The sequence below is a fragment of the Clostridium disporicum genome (assembly GCF_001405015.1).
Classification (GTDB): Bacteria; Bacillota; Clostridia; order Clostridiales; family Clostridiaceae; genus Clostridium; species Clostridium disporicum_B.
Genome location: NZ_CYZX01000009.1, coordinates 107,392 through 126,001, shown reverse-complemented (window position 1 = coordinate 126,001; position 18,610 = coordinate 107,392). Strand labels below are relative to the sequence as shown.

General features: G+C 28.0%; 18 protein-coding genes. 17 read left to right on the top strand and 1 reads right to left on the bottom strand.

The genetic code is table 11. From position 1 onward, the window contains the following. Positions 1-353: 353 nt before the first annotated feature. The 11 genes from ARA56_RS07780 (at position 354) to ARA56_RS07730 (ending at position 13,714) form a co-directional block, all read left to right on the top strand. Positions 354-857, top strand: coding sequence for a VanZ family protein (locus ARA56_RS07780; protein WP_055265440.1), 504 nt, complete (start codon positions 354-356; stop codon positions 855-857). Positions 858-1,150: 293 nt separating this feature from the next. Further along, positions 1,151-1,489 (top strand): winged helix-turn-helix domain-containing protein, encoded by a 339-nt coding sequence (locus ARA56_RS07775; protein WP_055265438.1) that lies wholly within the window; start codon positions 1,151-1,153, stop codon positions 1,487-1,489. Between the two features lie 200 nt (positions 1,490-1,689). Continuing rightward, complete coding sequence (locus ARA56_RS07770) at positions 1,690-2,220, top strand: hypothetical protein (RefSeq protein ID WP_055265436.1); 531 nt, start codon at positions 1,690-1,692, stop codon at positions 2,218-2,220. 22 nt (positions 2,221-2,242) lie between these two features. Beyond that, positions 2,243-3,160 carry a helix-turn-helix domain-containing protein gene (locus ARA56_RS07765; protein WP_055265434.1) on the top strand — a complete coding sequence of 306 codons (918 nt, stop codon included), beginning with the start codon at positions 2,243-2,245 and terminating at the stop codon, positions 3,158-3,160. A 66-nt stretch (positions 3,161-3,226) separates the two neighbouring features. Next, positions 3,227-4,549, top strand: a complete 1,323-nt coding sequence (locus ARA56_RS07760; protein WP_055265432.1) for a replicative DNA helicase — start codon at positions 3,227-3,229, stop codon at positions 4,547-4,549. 115 nt (positions 4,550-4,664) lie between these two features. Further along, positions 4,665-6,257, top strand: coding sequence for an LPXTG cell wall anchor domain-containing protein (locus ARA56_RS07755; protein WP_055265430.1), 1,593 nt, complete (start codon positions 4,665-4,667; stop codon positions 6,255-6,257). A gap of 484 nt (positions 6,258-6,741) precedes the next feature. After that, on the top strand, positions 6,742-7,131 hold the full coding sequence (locus tag ARA56_RS07750) for a DUF3592 domain-containing protein (protein ID WP_055265428.1): 390 nt from the start codon (positions 6,742-6,744) through the stop codon (positions 7,129-7,131). A 30-nt stretch (positions 7,132-7,161) separates the two neighbouring features. Further along, a complete protein-coding gene (locus tag ARA56_RS07745) occupies positions 7,162-12,534 on the top strand; it encodes an Ig-like domain-containing protein (RefSeq protein WP_055265426.1) in 5,373 nt (1,790 codons plus the stop codon). 309 nt (positions 12,535-12,843) lie between these two features. Next, complete coding sequence (locus ARA56_RS07740; protein WP_055265424.1) at positions 12,844-13,035, top strand: YvrJ family protein; 192 nt, start codon at positions 12,844-12,846, stop codon at positions 13,033-13,035. Between the two features lie 66 nt (positions 13,036-13,101). Continuing rightward, a complete protein-coding gene (locus ARA56_RS07735; RefSeq protein ID WP_055265422.1) occupies positions 13,102-13,326 on the top strand; it encodes a DUF1659 domain-containing protein in 225 nt (74 codons plus the stop codon). 172 nt (positions 13,327-13,498) lie between these two features. After that, a complete protein-coding gene (locus ARA56_RS07730) occupies positions 13,499-13,714 on the top strand; it encodes a DUF2922 domain-containing protein (protein WP_055265420.1) in 216 nt (71 codons plus the stop codon). A gap of 155 nt (positions 13,715-13,869) precedes the next feature. On the opposite strand, the gene ARA56_RS07725 is transcribed toward ARA56_RS07730, so the two are convergent. Further along, the gene (locus ARA56_RS07725) at positions 13,870-14,103 is read right to left on the bottom strand and encodes a hypothetical protein (RefSeq protein WP_055265418.1); all 234 of its coding nucleotides are present in this window, start codon (positions 14,101-14,103) and stop codon (positions 13,870-13,872) included. 299 nt (positions 14,104-14,402) lie between these two features. Here ARA56_RS07725 and ARA56_RS07720 point away from each other — a divergent pair, with 299 nt between their 5' ends. From ARA56_RS07720 to ARA56_RS07700, 6 genes are all read left to right on the top strand, one after another. Beyond that, positions 14,403-14,585 carry a zinc-ribbon domain-containing protein gene (locus ARA56_RS07720; RefSeq protein WP_055265416.1) on the top strand — a complete coding sequence of 61 codons (183 nt, stop codon included), beginning with the start codon at positions 14,403-14,405 and terminating at the stop codon, positions 14,583-14,585. A gap of 79 nt (positions 14,586-14,664) precedes the next feature. Then, positions 14,665-14,817 carry a hypothetical protein gene (locus ARA56_RS16650; RefSeq protein WP_156334260.1) on the top strand — a complete coding sequence of 51 codons (153 nt, stop codon included), beginning with the start codon at positions 14,665-14,667 and terminating at the stop codon, positions 14,815-14,817. A 68-nt stretch (positions 14,818-14,885) separates the two neighbouring features. Beyond that, complete coding sequence (locus ARA56_RS07715) at positions 14,886-15,176, top strand: nucleotidyltransferase domain-containing protein (protein WP_055265414.1); 291 nt, start codon at positions 14,886-14,888, stop codon at positions 15,174-15,176. Next, entirely contained in the window at positions 15,163-15,558 is a 396-nt protein-coding gene (locus ARA56_RS07710) for a nucleotidyltransferase substrate binding protein (RefSeq protein ID WP_055265412.1), read from the top strand. The genes ARA56_RS07715 and ARA56_RS07710 overlap by 14 nt, the downstream gene beginning before the upstream one ends. A gap of 582 nt (positions 15,559-16,140) precedes the next feature. Then, positions 16,141-16,944 carry a glucosaminidase domain-containing protein gene (locus tag ARA56_RS07705; protein ID WP_055265410.1) on the top strand — a complete coding sequence of 268 codons (804 nt, stop codon included), beginning with the start codon at positions 16,141-16,143 and terminating at the stop codon, positions 16,942-16,944. 260 nt (positions 16,945-17,204) lie between these two features. Next, on the top strand, positions 17,205-18,479 hold the full coding sequence (locus tag ARA56_RS07700; RefSeq protein WP_055265408.1) for an RNA polymerase sigma factor: 1,275 nt from the start codon (positions 17,205-17,207) through the stop codon (positions 18,477-18,479). The last annotated feature ends 131 nt before the right edge of the window (positions 18,480-18,610 follow it).

Here is an 18,610-nt window from a genome sequence, read left to right as displayed (position 1 = left end):
AACTTTTGTAGTAGTAATTATTCTATTTTTAAGAAGAGTAATTATTAAGTGTAATAACTATCAGTAAATAAATTTTGTGTTATTTACTGATAGTTATTTTTTGCGTAAAAATATTTTTTATCAATAGGGTGACTTATATAACAGAAAAGGCTCTTTACTATAAAGAATAAGGATTGACATTATATTAAGCATTGGTTAAGTTATACGAAGAGCATAGATTTACCAAAGAAGATTTAGTTTCTATTGAACTTTAAGGAAAAGAAGGACAAGAAAAGATAGCTAAATTTGTTTATTATAATAAATACAAGGCAATAATTAGGGTTATAAGTATAAACTATGATAGAGGTTATTATATGAATAAAAAATTAATGTTTATTTTATTAGTTATATTAGCTATAGGTTTTATATTTTTTAACTCTAGTAAGAGCGGTAGTGAATCTAATTATATAAGTAAGAGTTTGGTTAGTAGGTTTATAGCAAATAAAGAAACTACTGAGGTATTTAATGATTTTAGAAGTGATAAAAGTGAGTATGATTTAAATAATTTATATAGTAAAATGAACTTTATAGTTAGGAAGTTAGCTCATGGCACTGAATATTTTATATTAGCGTTTAGTTTGGTAATGCTTTTTAACAATTTTAATATTAGATTTAGAGAAAAGTTTATATATTCATTATTTATAGTTTTAATAATTGCCTTATTAGATGAGTTTTATCAAATGTATGTACCAGATAGAAGTTCTTTAGTAAGTGATATAGTTATTGATTTTATTGGTGGTATATTAGGCTCTTTAATTTCAAGTTTAGTTATTTATATTAGAAGGTCTTTTAATAAACCATATGATAGTATACATTGATAATCGTATATTAAAATAATAGATTTCAGGATGATGATTTCGTCCCAATTAAGGATGATCTAGGGTGTAAGAATTTAAAAGTATAATCTTGCTATGTAATTAGCATGCGAAAGAAGCCGACTAAGGCTTCTTTTTTTAATAAATGTATAAAAATTACAAATTAAGACTTGATGAACTCATGTTCATAGTGTATTCTATATATATAGTAATAAATATACATATAAAAAGTTAAGTTCTTTTAAATATTTAGCTAATGGTAAAGAAGAAAAGTTGAATTATGAGGTGGTTTTAAGATGGTAGTTGAGAGAGTTGATGAAAGCATTATAGAAGATGAGGTATGGAAATATAAGAATATAAAAATTGATTTTTCCACATATACGTTTTGGGTAGACGATATAGGTGATGAATTGACTCATTTAAATATTGAGTTATTAAAGCTATTTTTATCATCAAAAGGAAAGGTATTAACTAGAGAAATTATTAAAGAGAGAATTTGGGGAGAAGAACGTTTAATTAATGATAGAAATGTAGATTTTCAAGTATGGCTTTTAAGGAAGAAGCTAGGTTTAACTAAATCAGAACTTATATCAATAAGGTCTGTGGGATATAAATTAAATTTAAGAGTCCAATAAGTGGCTAATTATAAGTCTTGTGCATGATGCACAGGACTTTTTTTGTTTTCTAAATAAATAAGCAAATTTTATACAAATATTTAGCAAATAAAACAAATAAAATAAATATAGAATAAATATTCAATAAATTTTCAGCAAATAATTGGTTGTTAAAATAATTATAGAGTCAAAAATTAAATATGAAAGGAAGTTTAATTATTATGAAATGTGATTTTGGAATTAAGTTAAAGGAAGAGCTTATTGGAGGATTATCTACAAGTAAGGCTGCTTTGGAGATGGAGCTTATAAGTGAGGATAAATATAATATATTTTATGATCGAGTTTCAAGGAAGAGTGGTTTTTCTGATTATGTTGAAAAGGCATCAGATGTAGCTTGTGCACAGATTTGTTGCCTTGTTGGAATTGAGATGGAAAAGGGGGATGGATATAAAGAAGGCAAAATCATATTAAATCCAACAGACAAGAATGGAAATAGGTTTTGTGATGTTATTATGGTGAGTAAGAAGAATATACATGCTATGAAGATAGTGTCTATGGAGTGTGATTTTATTGAAGTTGATGAATATGAAGAGATGATGGAAATTGCATATAAAGCTGTAGATGAATACTTATGTGAGACAAGCTCTAATTCTATAGATTTAACAGTAATACAGCCCAATTTACTTACGTCATCAAGTGGTACAGCTAATGTTGATGATGTATTAGATGCATTTGACAAGCTGTTATTTTAATAAGGGGGATAGTTAAATATATATGAGTAGTAATGGTTTTACAAGAGTGAGCAATATGATTTTAAATGACAGTGATTTAAATATTTATGAGAAGTATTTTATAATTGCTCTTAAAAGTTTTGATTATAAAAATATTGGAGAAGTCTATCCAACTTATGAATCTTTAATGGCTTTGTTTGGAACTAAGAATAGAAATACTATAGCTAGTCTTATCAAATCTCTTAAGGAGAAAAATTATATTATAACAATGAAGAAGAATAGAGCTAATTGTTATAAGTTTATTAAGGATTATTTATCTGGTGAGGTAAAAAATAATGACATAATAACTAATAATCTATCTAGTACTAGTGAGATAAATAGTAACGAATGTGATACTGGTGGTGTTGATTTAAATGCCACTAGTAACTCAAGTGATACTAGTAATAGTAACAGAAGTGATACTACTGAAGTTAAGTTAAATACCAGTAGTAACTCAAGCGATACTAGTAATAGTAACGTAAGTGATACTAGTAATAGTAACAGAAGTGATACTACTGAAGTTAAGTTAAATACCAGTAGTAACTTAAGTGATACGAGTAGTAGTATCACAACCGATACTCTAATAAAACAATATAAAAACAAAAAAGAAATATATATAAGGATTTTTGATAAATGGAATGAGAAGAACATCAGCAATGAATTAACCTTAACTAAAAATATAGCAAGTTGTATTGAAAGTGTATTAAGGGTATTTACCATAGAGCAGATATTGCAGGCTATAGATAATTATGCAGAGGTTTATCATAGTAAGTTTTATTATGATTACCTATGGGATTTAAAAAGCTTTTTGATAAAGCCCAATGGAATTTATAAGTTTACCTATGAAGGGCACCTTTGGAAAAGTTATTTAAATACCTCCAAGGAAAAAGTTAAAATAAAAGCGTCAGAATATATCGATTAATTTTCAAAAACTGGACCTTCTGGGTCCAAATAATTGGACACAGAAGGTCCAGAGGGAGAGGATATTGTGTTAACTAGTCAGCATATTGAGCTAGAGCAAAGTATTTTAGGGACTATGTTTGTAAATCCAGGATTGATACCTAAAGCTAATGAAAATATAAAAAAGTATATGTTTCAGGTTGAGAATCACAGCATGATTTATGAAGGAATTATAAAGATGGCTGATGATAAAAAGGAGATTGATTTAATTAACTTCTTAGAAAATTATAAGGAGATAATTAAGCTGATGGGTGGAGTTAGCTATGTTAGTGAAGTTTATAGCTGTAGCTCAACAGATGTTGCTTTTGAGACAAAGCTAGAGCTATTGATTAAAGCTTATAAAAAGAGGATTGTACTTAATTTGTGTTCTCATGTAAGTGATGAGATGACTATTGAAGATATGGAAAATAAGTTAAGCAACACTTTAATTAATTTGTATAATTGTACTCTTAAAAAAGATTTAAATATTGAAGATATTTATGATAATTATTTAAAAAATTTATACGAGATTAATAAGGATATGGGAGTTAAAAGTGGATTAACTAAGATTGATGATGTTTTAGGAAATTTTAGAAGGGGGAGACTTATTACTGTATTTGCTAGAAGTGGAGTTGGTAAAAGTATTTTTTCAATACAAGTAGCTAAGAACATGGCACTTAGTGGACATAATGTAATTTATGGTAGTGCAGAGATGAGTGAAGATGAAGTATTAAATAGAATGGCTGCCAGTCAATTTAATATTGATAATAATAGGTTTGAAAAAGATTTACTTACAGATGAAGAGAAGGATAAAGTTTCTGAATTTTGTTCTAAGCTTTTAAGTAGTATGCTTTATATAAGTACTGAAACTAGTATAGATAAATTCATTAATGAAATAAAGGTGTACAAGCTTAAAAATAACCTAGATATCATCTTTCTTGATTATATAAACAAGTATGTAGATCCAAGTTCCTCTGCTAAACTTACAGAGAAATTAGGGGAGATAACATCAAGGCTTAAGACACTTGCTATAGAAGAAAATATATGTGTAGTTTTAGTAGCTCAAGCAAATAGAAATGTTGATAGAAATAATGGTGAAGTTTATGAAATACTAACAGAAGCGGATATTCAAGACAGCGCAAGAATTGAGCAAGATAGTGACCAGATAATAGGTCTTTATAGAGATAAAAGATTTGATGATAGAGCATATAAAGACAATAAATTCCGTGAAGGGAAAGTAGATTACGATTCAAAAGATGCAAAAGAAAATCCTAACTGCATAAATGCGATAATACTAAAAAATAGACATGGTGGAAGAGGGATTAAAGCTTTAAGATGGGACGGAAATATTTGCAAAATAAGCAATATGTAAATGTAAAATGATATTTTTATAAAGATAAATATGATAATGAACTAATAGTAAAATATTTACAAAATTATAAATTGATAGTAAAATATTGGTGAAAAAATTTTGTGGAGGGGAGAAAATGAAAAACAAGAAAATTACCAAACAAATGAGTAAAGTATTGATGTGCATATTTTCATGTACATTAATAGCATCAAACGTAACAACTAAAGTTTTAGCAGATGAACTAGAGGATGTAACAACAGAAGTAACTATAAGTACAGAAGATGATGGAAACATACAAGTTGATGGTAATCTTGTTTCAGAAGAAGAAAATATTGAATTAACATCAGAGAATAATGGAGATGTAACTCCACCAGAATTAATATCAACTAAACTTGATAATGCAGTAATAATGCCAGGGGGAACAGTTCAGCTTACTATTGAAGCCACTGATGAATCAGGATTTGTTACAGAGGATAATGGAGCAAATGTAGCTATAGTAACTTACGCATGTAATGGATTTATGGAAAATTACGAACTACCATATTATGAATCAGAAAACGTATTTAGAGGTGAAATCCAAATTCCTGAATCTGCTTCAGAGGGGATTTATAGGTTAGAATATGTTGATTTAATGGATATAAGTGGGAATATGATTACTTATTCAGCTGGCATTGATAATCATGTAAATTTAGTCAGAACAGGAAATATATTAGTAAAAAATAACTTGGATGAACAATGGTATCCTAATATTAGTTCAAATGCTTATGGAAGTTATACAGCTCCATTTGTACCAAAAGTATACACTGATCACGGAACTATAGAAATGTTATTAAATGGGGAAAATTATGATGGACAACCTATAACTGAGTTTGGAAATTATAATTTATTTATAAAGGCTACCGGCGCAGATGGTTCAATAAGTACTGAAGAGTATAATTTTTCAGTTATATTTGAAATAGATAACGAAACATCTAACGAAGAAGTCATAAGCTATATATTAGAATCAGCAGATAATAATATTATGATACAACTAAACAATGATAGTAGAACTGTAGATTCATCAATCTTTAAAGCTATCAAAGATTCAGGAAAAACAGTTTCATTTTTATTAAGTTATGATCAAAGCTGGACTTTTGATGGTAATAATATTAATCATGAAGACATTAGAGATGTAAATTTAAGTGTTAGTAATGTATCAGAATATGAAAATGAAATATTAGAGATTGATGAAAATGCAGTTATTATAGATTTTGCTCATAATGGAAATCTTCCAGGAAAAGCAGAAGTTAAAGCATATATAGGATATAAATCTCCTTTATCAAATAAAGAAGTTACATTATATTATTATAATAAAGAAACTGGAAAACCTGAAAAAATAAAAGAATCATTATATATTGAGTATGTATATGGGGATGAATATGTAACTTTTGAGATTGATCATTGTAATACTTACTTTATTTCTGATAAAGATAACTTAGACCAGGAAGTAGTAGTAATAGAACCAGAAGAACCAATAGTTCCTGTACAACCAGTAGAGCCATCAGAATCAGAGAATGATAAAATTGTTACAGTAAGACCATCAGAAACTAATAACGGAAGCAATTATGATAAGGGTAAATTACCTGAAACAGGTGGAGTTAATAGCAATATAACAATAATGTTAGCAATGACTTTAGTATTAGCAGGGGTTGTAATTTTAAATAAAAAAGAATATTTTCAGAAGCAATAGATTAGGTTAATATAAGATTTTTTGTTTCTAATCTTTTAATACATTGAAAGGCTGATGCAAATGCACAGCCTTTTTATAATATTAAAGATATTTATAATATAAATTTTAATAGAAAGCCCTTCTAGAAGTTATTACTTAAATTTATTTTTAAAATTTAATAAGCAGTATATAAGAAAAGACGAAAAAACTTATGATAGACAATTAAGATAAAAAAGTTATTGAAATTTTTAATATTATACGTATTTATTATTATGATACTTTTGGTTTGCAATAAGTTTGAGATGTTTTAAGAGATAATCAAAATACCTTAGGAATGCATTTATATTGTTAATGCACTTCTAAGGTATTTTTTATAGATAGAACACATATTAGAAATTTGTTAAAAAATGATGAACAAAATTTTTGAATATTATGTTATACACAGTAGACAAAGTGAATATGTTAAGTAATGGAGATATTACTAGGAAGGAAAGGAGGGAAAAGTATGTTAAGATCATTACCATTCTTTGCATTTGGAATTATGTTAATTGTTATGTGTATAGCTTTATTTAAGAAATTTTTCTACGTGTTACTTAATTGCGGTAAAACTAAAGCTACTGTAGTGGGTATTCAGAGATATATTGGAGACAGAAATAATAATAATTATATATTAAAGTATGTGGCGGAAGGTAGTGAATACACTATTGTACATGATATTGGAAGTGTGCGTATATATGAAAAACATATAGGGAAGCAATTAACTATATTGTATAGAAGAGATAATCCAAAGCAAATTATTCTTTTAGAGAATTTTATGCTTTATATAATGGGGCTATTCTTTGGTTGTGTGGGTGTATGGTTAATGATTATGGGAATTGGATTCCTAGTAAGCTGATAGTTTAATGGTTTTGGGGTGAAAGAATTAATGGGGAAACTTAGAAAACATAAAGCATTGATAGCGGCTTTGATGACGATTTTTATGATAAGTAATTTTACATTCAGTAATGCTAGAGCTGAGGTATATGATGGTGAAGGTGGAGCCAATGTAGAACAGCAGGAGGAATTACTTGATAACAATGAAACTTTAGTAGAAGATGAGAATAGCAATGAAGAAATATCTCAAGATAATGAGGTAAGTAATGATGAAGAAATAAGCAATGAAGAAGAGCGTAAAGATGATGGAGAAAAGGAAGTAGAAACAGTTGAAGATGATGATGATATAAATAATGACGGAACTGATTCTTCAATAAGTTCATCTGATAAACCTAGTGAAGGATATACATTAAGCAAAAGTGAATATATAGAGTATGATACACCAAGAACATTTAGTGTTGAAGAAAGTAAACGTGTATTATTAATTGAAGATAACCTTCCTTGGAATACAAATACAAACCAAGTTGTTCTATCTGGAATAACTGAGTATGATCTTGTTAGTACAGAGGATTTTTTAAGCGTAGATTTGTCTAAGTATGGAGTTGTTGTATTTGCAAATGACCAGTCTTTTCAAATGTATGAAAATTATAAAAACTTTAAGGAATACTTAGAAAAGTTTGCGAGTATTGGTGGGGTAATAGTTTTTGGTGCCTGTGATTCAGGATGGGCTGAAGGTGTATTATCAGAAGCTTTGCCAGGTGAGGTTAAAAAAGCAGATAATAAATCTTTTAGGAATTATGTTGCAGATAATAATCATCCAATTGTAACTGGTGAGTTAACTGATAATCAAGTTCTTTTAGATGAAGACTTATATGAGAACTGGGCAAGCCATGTAAGCTTTAATGAAAGCTCTTTACCTGCTGGTTCTAAGATTATATTAACTAATGAAGATGGTAATCCAACTTTAGTTGAATATCCACTTGGAAAAGGAAGGGTAATAGCTTCTGGATTAACTTGGGAGTATAACTATGTACATGGTGGAGAACAACATCCTAATGGTGGCAATAGAGGTCAATTTGCTAAAAAGGCAATGGATGATTTGTTCACTTATGCAATACGTGTAAGTAAAATAGATGTTACGGACATAGAACCATTAAAGGAGTACTGGATAAATAATTGTGAACACAATATTTTTGTTGGAGATAAGGACGGATTTGCAGCTATTAAAGATGCAGAAGTTAAGATTAATGGACAAACTGTAAAAACAGATAAAAATGGTATAGCAACTTTTGTTGGAATATCTGGGGAATGTACTGTTGAAGTAACAGCAGAGGGATATAAAAGGTCAAAATTTATATATAATGTAAATCCAGGTACTTTAAGAGCTTTTTATCTAGATAAGGTTAGCAATAATGGAACTCCTTATATAACAATGGTATTATCTAAAAATAGTGGAACCGATTTATTACATGAAAGAGAATACTTCTTTGATGGATCAGAAATAGAATGCTCTATTAAGTTAGATGGTGAATGGAATGGAGCTACTCCAGGAAAATATATTATATATCAAGAAGATCAGTCTATATCTACTGAAACTGGAGTAATTGATTTTGCACCAGGTAAGACATTTGATGCAGGTAAAAAAATATATGTAATTATGGTTAGTGCTGACGGTAAGGTTAAGTCCAAACCAAGAGAGATATTACTTACAGTTAATGATAAGTCTAAATGGGAAATAGAGTCTGACGATGCTTTATTTACTTTATTTAAGGATAATGGTTTTAAGATTGAGAGCGGTTTACCTATTATCGCGGGGTCAACAATTAAATTATCTTTAGATTTTATACCATTTACAGTTATTCAAGAAGAGAATAAGGTAAAAATTGCTTTTGGTATAGAACCAGGTAATGGTGTAGAAAAGTGGTATGACGATTTAAAAGATAAGGTTGATGATCTTAAGGAAACTAAGGACAGAATTAAAAAATTAAAGGAAGTAATGAAAACTTTTGGAGCAAAAAGCGGTGGCTTTACTTTGAAAAAAGGATTTTCTGAACCAGAGTTTAACCTTATTGGATATGCAGAAGGAGTTGTTGATGATGATGGAAATCTAACAAAGGTTAAGGGATCTTTAGTGGGAGATGCTGGAATTGAGTATAAATATAATCAGCAATTTGTTGTAGGACCTGTGCCTGTATATTTTGAAATTGGTGGCGGAGGTAAGGTTGAGCTTGCTTCTGGTGTTAGCAAAGTAACTGTAGAGCCACAAAATCTAGTTTTAGATTTAGCATTAACTATAACACCTAAATTTACTATTGGTGGTGGAGCTGGAATTAATGGGGCTATTTCAGTTGGAGCTGAAGGTAATGTTGAGTTACCATTAAAGATAGATTTTACAAATGAGCATTTTGGTGGTCAACTTATAGGGTCTGCTAAGCTAAAAGCATCTTTAATGTTTGTATTTACTGCTGAAACACCATCTATAAAAGGGACATGGGTAGTAGTAGATAATTATTATGGACGTAAGAAAATATTAGAAGGAAATCCATCGGCAGCAGTTTATAATTCAGAGAATTTTGTTAAGCTTGATAGAAGTTATTTAGAGAAGGATGGAGCAGTAAGTCTAAATGATATATCTGATGAAAATTTATTAGTATTAGAAAATGTATTGCTACCTAGTAGTTCTCAAAATATTGAAACTATTGGGGATAAGCAGATAGCAGTATATCAAGTAGATGATCCTAGTAGAAATGATAATAACAGAAGTAAGTTAGTTTACTCCGTATGTGAAGAAGGGGTATGGAGTGAAGCTAAGGATGTATGGAATAATGGAGCTCCTGATTTTGATGCTGTTTTAAAAGCTTATAATGATGAATTATATTTAGTATGGCAAAAGGCAGCTAAAGAATTGCCTAATGATGGAGATGATTTAGAAAATCAAATTAATAAAGCATTGGAATTATCTGAAATAGCATTTGCTAGATGGGATAATAATACAAATAGTTTTGTTGATTTTAAATATTTAACTAATAATGAAAGACTTGATATGTCTCCTTCTATAGCTATAGATAATGATGAAATTTATGTATCTTGGGTAAGTAGCGATAGTAATATTTTTGAAGATTCAATAGATAATGAAATAGTATATACCTCAAGTAAAAAGAACAATGTATGGTCAAAGCCAGAGGTTCTTGTTGATGTTAATAGCAATATTTCAAGCATTGATAGTTCAATAGTTAATAATAAGCTAAATGTTGCATATGGGGTAGATACTGATAATAACATTTCTACTTATGATGATATTGAAATAATGTTAGCTACTGATGATAATATTACTCAGATTACAAGTAATGAAGTTGCTGAATTTAATCCAACTTTCTATGATGGAAAATTATACTGGTACTCAAATAATGATCTAATGAGTTATGATTTTGCAAAAAAGACTATTTTAGCAGAAGGTATAAAATATATTACTCAAAACTATAATATCATAAATCATGATGGTAGAGAAATTGTAATATGGCTTGATTCTGTAACTGAAGAGTTAGATTCAATAAGAGCAAGTGTAAGACAAGATGATGGATGGAGCAAACCAGTAAAGGTATATGAAGCTACAGAAGCTATAACAAATTATGATGGATGTGTAAGTGCTGATGGAAAGTGGAATATAGTTATGAACCTTGTAAACGAAAGTGATGAAGATGAAATTCATAAGTTAGTAGCTTATATTGATGGATTTAATAATGATATAGCTTTAGAGGCTGTTAACTGTGATGAAACTATTAGAGATGGAGTTAATCAGCCAATCGATATACTTGTAAAGAATAATGGATTAAAGGATATAACTAACTTTAAGCTTGCAGTGTATGATACATCAAACGTACTTATAAGTGAAAAGAATGTTGAATGTAATATAGCTGTTGGTGAAAGCACAGAAATATCTGATATTGTTAATGTAGGAGATATTACTGGAAAAAAAGATTTAGTTATAAAGATTGAGGCTGAAGGTGAGAAGAATTTAGATGATAATTCAAGAGAAACAACTATAGGATATACTGATGTTAAAGTTAAAGTAAAAACTTATGAAATAGGAGATCAAATTATTATTGATGCAACTGTATCTAATGCTAGTGCTATTCCTGCAAATGCAGCTATAAGTATAATTGAAGATAGAGAAGATGGAATTGTGTTAGATATGAAGAATATTGGCTTAATGACTAGTGAAGAAGATTATTTATATAGATATTCAGTAGATAAAAATAATATCAATTATAATGGTGAGAGATATAAATCTTACTATATTAAGGTAGATTGTCTTGAAGAGGAAAGAATCAAAGCAAATAATGTAGAGTCAGTAGTTATTGATTCTAAAGAATTTGAATCTTATGATGGAGAACCAGGACCAGATATTACAATCATTAAAGTAACAGGTGTTGAAATAACTCCAAGTAAGGATATAACTTTAAATTTAGCAGATTCTAAGACATATAAACTAGAAGCAAATGTTTATCCAGAGAATGCTAGTAATAAAGGTGTTATATGGCAATGTGCGGATAATAAAGTAGCTATAGTTGATCAAAATGGAAATGTTGAGGCCAAAGGACCTGGAACAACAGAAATTAAGGTTATAACTCGTGATGGCGAATTTACAGATATTTGTAAGGTGACTGTAGTTGAATCAGAAAATAATGAGCCAGGTGGAGATAATAACAATTCAGGTGAGGGTAATACAGATCCAGATACACCAGGTGGAGATAATAACAATCCAGGTGAGGGTAATACAGATCCAGATACACCAGGTGGAGATAATAACAATCCAGGTGAGGGTAATACAGATCCAGATACACCAGGTGGAGATAATAACAATCCAGATGAGGGTAATACAGAGCCTGATACACCGGGTGGAGATAATAACAAGCCAGGTAATGGTGATACAGAAACTGATACGCCAAGCGGAGATAATAACAAACCAGGTGATGGTGATACAGAAACTGATACGCCAAGTGGAGATAATAACAAACCAGGTGATGGTAATGCGGGAACTGATACACCAAGCGGAGATAATAACAAGCCAGGTGATGGTAACGCAGGAACTGATACACCAAGCGGAGATAATAACAAGCCAGGTGATGGTAACACAGGAACGGATACACCAGGTGGAGATAATAGCAAGCCAGGTAGTGGTGATACAGAAACTGATACGCCAAGCGGAGATAATAACGAGCAAGGTGATGATAACACTATAATTGTAAAACCAGGTGAAAATAACAATAATTCTTCTAATAATCAAAATGGAAGTAATAATCAAAACAATGAAAGTAATAGTATACCAACTACAGGACAAGAGAATTATATGTGGTTAATAGCAATTATACTTATAGCAGTAGGTGCCGGATTAACAATATATAAGAAAAAGAAGAAAATATAATTAGAGGTATATAAATTTAAATGACTTTCATTAAATATGTATACTGTTTTTATAATCTAAAACTTAAAGAAAAGTAATAATTTTTTATTTAGGAAGATATTAAATATCAGTATAAATTATGAATTTTTCAAGAAAGCTCTGTGCATGTAATGCACAGGGCTTTTTATTTATAAAATTTAATAAGATTCAGTAATTATATCTTTAAATATCATATTTAATAAGTAGAAACAAATTTAAAATTAAGTTTCTGTTAGAGATTATTACACATCAATAGCTTTACTTAACAGAATAATTAAGGAGGTTTGTCTTATGGAAATTAATGATTTATTAAATCTAATTGCTAATGTTGGCTTTCCAGTAGCTATAAGTGCATATTTATTAATTAGACTTGAAAAGCAGATAATGACTTTAACTTACTCTATTAATAAGCTCAACACTATAGTTTCTACTAAGCTTGGTATTGTAATAGAAAATGAAGAATTAAATAAAAGAATTTATTAAATTCAGTAAAACATTTATATTACATCATATTTATTAAGTGAAGAAAGAAAAAAGGGGGAATGCTAAATGGCAGCCAATAAAGAATTACAAAAAGTATCATTAGCTTTTAAACTTGAAAACGGAATTGACGATGAAGGGAATACGCTTTATAAGACAAAATCTTTTGCAAATATAAAAGGTAGCACTTCTGCTGAAGCTATTTTTGCTGTAGCAGAAGGTATAAAGACAGTTCTTAGAGATGACGCTGTTGCTTATTACTTAAATGAAACATCAATAATACAAAGCAACTAATTTTCAAATAACTGGACCTTAGAGGGCTTATAAAGGAATCACCTATTCATATATGTTCGTAGGTGTACACTTACAGTGTAAGTTCAAGTTACCAAATCAGAGATTTGGACTTTCACTTAACTTCTACTAAACAAAATTAAAATTTTAAATATTACTTAAGGGGGAATAAATTATGGAATATACTTTATCAATGACTTTTTTAACTGAAACTGACGAAAAATATTCGTTATCTATATCTGGTGTTAGAACAAATCTTAATAGTGAAGAGGTATCTGCTTTAATGGATATTATTTTAGAAAATGATATTTTTATAAGTAAAAAAGGTTCTATAGTCAGCAAGTATGCAGCTAAGATAACTGAAAGACAAGTTACTTCTTTTGATATTTAAGGTCTAGATGGCTATGACATATTCTGGACCTCTGAGGTCCAGAGTATTACCAGGTACAAGTATTTAGATAGAAAAAACCTCTATTAGACACAAAAATCTAATAGAGGTTTTTTAGTAATCTTAACTATTAATTTATATTCATCATTATTTTGTATCTAATATTTCTTTAAAAATACATCTTCATAGTAATGATTTATGGCATTATCAATTATAGTATTCATATAAATATTTATGTCACTATGACCTGCCTTTATCTCATGTAATCTTCTTAATGTGGATGGTCTTAGTTTATAGCCTCTTTTGATAGTAAAGTATTCACCATCAATTGGAGGAGTTGTCCCGTTAAAGTTTCCATCAAATCTTTCTTTTTTAAAAATAATATTATTCATTTTTAACCTCCTAATTTGTTTCCACGTAGAATATATAGTTATAATATATTAGTGGAAATTATTAATTTTTACTCTCATTTAATAAATATGATGGAAGTTAAAAATTTTACTATTTAAATTTAAGAAAAATATAAATAAATTCATATTAATCATATATTTCACTGGTAAATGAATAATATAAAGTATGATTTTTATGAAAGGTATTTCTTTGAATTATACGTATAATGATGGAACAAAGTTAAATATTAAACAGTCTAATTTAGAAGTAATAGTTAATTTAATGGGGGAAATAAAAAAGTATGCATTGTGTAAGATGTGGCAAAGAGTTAGATTTTACTATCAAGTTTTGTTCTAATTGTGGTAAAGAAGTTATTATAGGGGAAAATGAAGAGAGTTTCTTAGTTAAAGAGTATAGCATAAGAGATAGAATGCAAATAATTGAACTTTTTAATAATGCAAAGAAAAAAGAAAATGAAGTATAGTATATATTAAAAAATATATAAGAGTGATTTGAACTTAAAAGTTGTGTCAATAATTTCAGTTGAAGGAGTTGATATAACTATGAAGAACAAAATATTTTTGAAGATTAAAGATACATATAATAAATTTAATAATGAATATAAAAAAACAACAGTATTTGGAGAAAGTAGAAATTCTAATGTATATTTAGATATGTTAGAAGAAAGAATTAAATTCTATATAATGATGAATTAAAAACTCATTTATAATTAAGTATCGCTGATATATAATAGAAATAAAGTATGTAGTAGTAGGTGCTAATTATGAATTTAGATAAAGTAGTATTAGAAGAAATAGTAGAGATTTCGAAAAAACATAATGAAATAAATAAAGTCATTTTATTTGGTTCAAGAGCTAGGAAAGATAATGGAGATAGAAGCGATATAGATTTAGCTATATATAGTGAAGCATCTATATCAGAATTTATAGAAGATATAGAGAATAATACCACCACATTATTAGAATTTGATTTTTCAGATATGAAATCAGTTAGTGATGAATTATTTATAAATCAGGTCAATAAGGAAGGGATTATTATATATGAGAAGTATTGATTTTAAATATATGAACTTAAAAAAAGCATATAGTAGGCTAAAAGAAGTTAGTGATTTATATGATGGAAAAGATGATATAATAAGGGATAGTTTAATTCAAAGATTTGAATTTACTTATGAGCTTACACATAAGACACTTAGAGAGTTTATGAAATATCTTGGAGTAACTTTAGAAAATTCCTTTCCAAGAACTATATTTAAAAAGGCTTATGTTAATAATTTAATATCTGATGATAAGGTATGGATTAATCTTTTAGAAGATAGAAATTCAACATCTCATATATATAATGAAAACTTAGCTGATGAAGTAGCTGATAGAATTGTAAAATATTATGTTGATGCTATTGGTGAATTAGTAGATAATTTAGAAAAATTATTATAGTAATATAGTTACATTTTTAAATAATTTAATTATTAGTGGGTTGTATCAGAAACTATTTTGATACAACTCATTTTTTTAGTTACAGCTTTACTTAATTTTTTAGCTTTTTTATTTATAGATTCCTTATGGAGTCTATCTTTAAGTCTTTTTAACCTTAGAATCTCTTTTTCATGAAGATATTTAGTCTGAAGTAATATAGAGATAGTTTCTTCTACTTACGCATATTTTCTATTTTACACAACCCATAAATTTACATATTATTGATGTTTATTGGTTGTATAAGATGAATTTTATATATAGTAAATGAACAATTTTATACGTCGTTCACAAAAAGTTCACAAAGTTGATTGTCAAAATATTATCTAACTTCTAAGGCTTCTTATAGTAGTTATGAAGTCGTAATCAACAATTTATGGATAATCATTATTTCTTGATAATTTCAGTTATGTCAGTTTGACAAATGTTTTTATATGTGTTTAAAATAACAACTGCGATAAATAAGACAGTATTTAGATTAACTTTTATTCTAGAAAAGGAGTGTTATTTATTATAGTTGTATCAAAATTTCTATGTGCAATATACATGGTAACCTTATTATCAGGGGCAGGAGCAGGAAGCACTATAGAAAGTACGTTAGAACCAGTAACAGGGATTAGGAATCTCACATTAGAAAGTAAGACTAGGTATAATGATTCTTTAAAGGTATATGAAGGTTTTGTTGAGGATGGGACAACTAAAGCTAGCGTAATTATAGATATACCAGAAGAGGTAGAGACTAATACTGACACTAGGATACAGAATATTAACGGAATTAATGATGCATACAGATTATTTGAAATGATAGATAATCTGAAATTAAGTATTAGTGATAGAGATAATTCGTTTAAGGAATTATATGCAAGCAAAGATGTAAAAAGAGAGATAACATATAATCCAAATAATTTAAGAGAAAAAAGTAATTTATCAATAGAGCAAATATATAATTTGCTAGAAGGATCGAAATTACAGGTATTAGCTAGCTCTTATTATGAGATGGAAAATAAGCATAATGTAAATGCTATATTCTTAATGGCTCTGAACATTGAAGAATCAGGTCATGGAACTTCTGATTTAGCTGTATTAAATAATAATATTGGAGGGGTTAAATCAGCTAGTGGAGGATGGGAGACATTTGATGATTGGAATCATTCTCTAGAATATATAGCAAGTCTTATAGATGAAATGTATTTATCTGAAGATGGAGCATATTACAATGGGTCGAGTATCTATGATGTGAATATTAGATACTGTGAGGGTAATCAATGGGCATTTAATATAAATACAATAGCTATGGAGTTACTAGAAAGGGCTAACTCTATAAAAGATAATTATATACAAAAACTTTAACAAAAAAGTATTGTGTGGTTACACAATACTTTTTTTGATAATAATTAAAATTATTAATTTCTAGCATACGCAAAAAATATTATCTCATATAAAAAAATTGTAAATAAAGATTCAGTTAATTTGTAATTTATAAAATTATATATATTTGAAACAAAATAGTTTTTTATATATAATTTAATGGAATATTTATAAATATAATACTTTTATTATGTGAATAACTTAAATAAATGGTTGTATTAACATAATTGATGAGGTGTATTGTGAGATACGAGATAGGGTTTGAGAGCAAGGAATTGCTTAAAGCTATAGATGATGTTAAAAATGGTATAGATTATTCATTTAATACAATTTATAAAATTACTTATAAAAAGGTATATTTTTTGGCATTAAGTATTATTAAAGATGAGGATACACTACATGATGTTGTGCAGAATGTATACATTTTAATTCATAAAAACATTAATTCATTAAAAGATAATAAGATGTTTATATCATGGATAAACAGAATTACTTACAATGAAAGTATAAGAGAGTTGCAAAAAGCAAATAAAAGACCAATTTCTATGAGTGATGAGGAGATAAGTTCAAAATTGATAGAGGAAGATAATCCTCTTACTAAGTATTTAGATAATGAGAGAAGTAAAGAAATAATGAATGATATATTGGACTTAGATGAAAAATATAGAACCGTTATAATTTTAAAATACTTTAGAAATTATAAGCTCAAGGAAATAGGAGAAATATTAGGCTGTGCTGAAGGAACAGTAAAGAGTAGATTACATAATGGAAAGATATTATTAAAGAAGAAACTATCAAAGAGATATGGTAGAGTATTAACAGCATCATTATTCGGGGTACTAGCTACAAATACATTAGTTAAAACAACGTATGCATCCACTATAAATTTAATTAGCAAGAATGAATTTTTAAAAAGTGGTTCATTAAAAAGCTATTTTGTTGGTGGAATTGCAGCGGGAACAATAGTTACGTCATCTGTTATTATAATTAATGAAGTTAACGAATTGAAAGAGCCAATAGTTATAGAATCAGTACAGTATGAAAAAGGATTCTCAAAAGATGATATTGAGGTTGAATTAGTATTTAGTGGGCGTAAGGATTTACAAGTAATATCACAAAATAATGAGTTAATTAGTCTACAGTATCTTAGTAATAATAAAGCTGTATTTACTGTAAATAAAAATGGTACATATAAAGTAGTTTGTAGTAGAGATAATAATAATTTTGAAATTTTAAAAGAAATTAATATAACTAATATAGATAAAGAAGCTCCAGTAATATTAAATGGTGAGCTTAATAACGGAAAATTAGATATTTTCTTAGAGGATAACCTATCTGGTATTGATTATAAAAGTACAATAGATGATTTAAATAAGTATAATAATATTAATAATGTTGAAGTAGATGAGTCACAGAATAAGATTTCTATATATTTAGAGGAAGGAGCTTATAATATAAAAGTAATTGACTTTGTTGGAAATTATACTATGTATAATATTAATATAGAGCAGGAGTAATAGGATAAAAATTACATGATTTAATATATTAATAATAATCAATAGTTATTTATGTATATAATTAACATATATGGAAATATGAAATATAGAAAAAATATCTTTTTTTGTTATTATAAGGTGTAAATTTAATA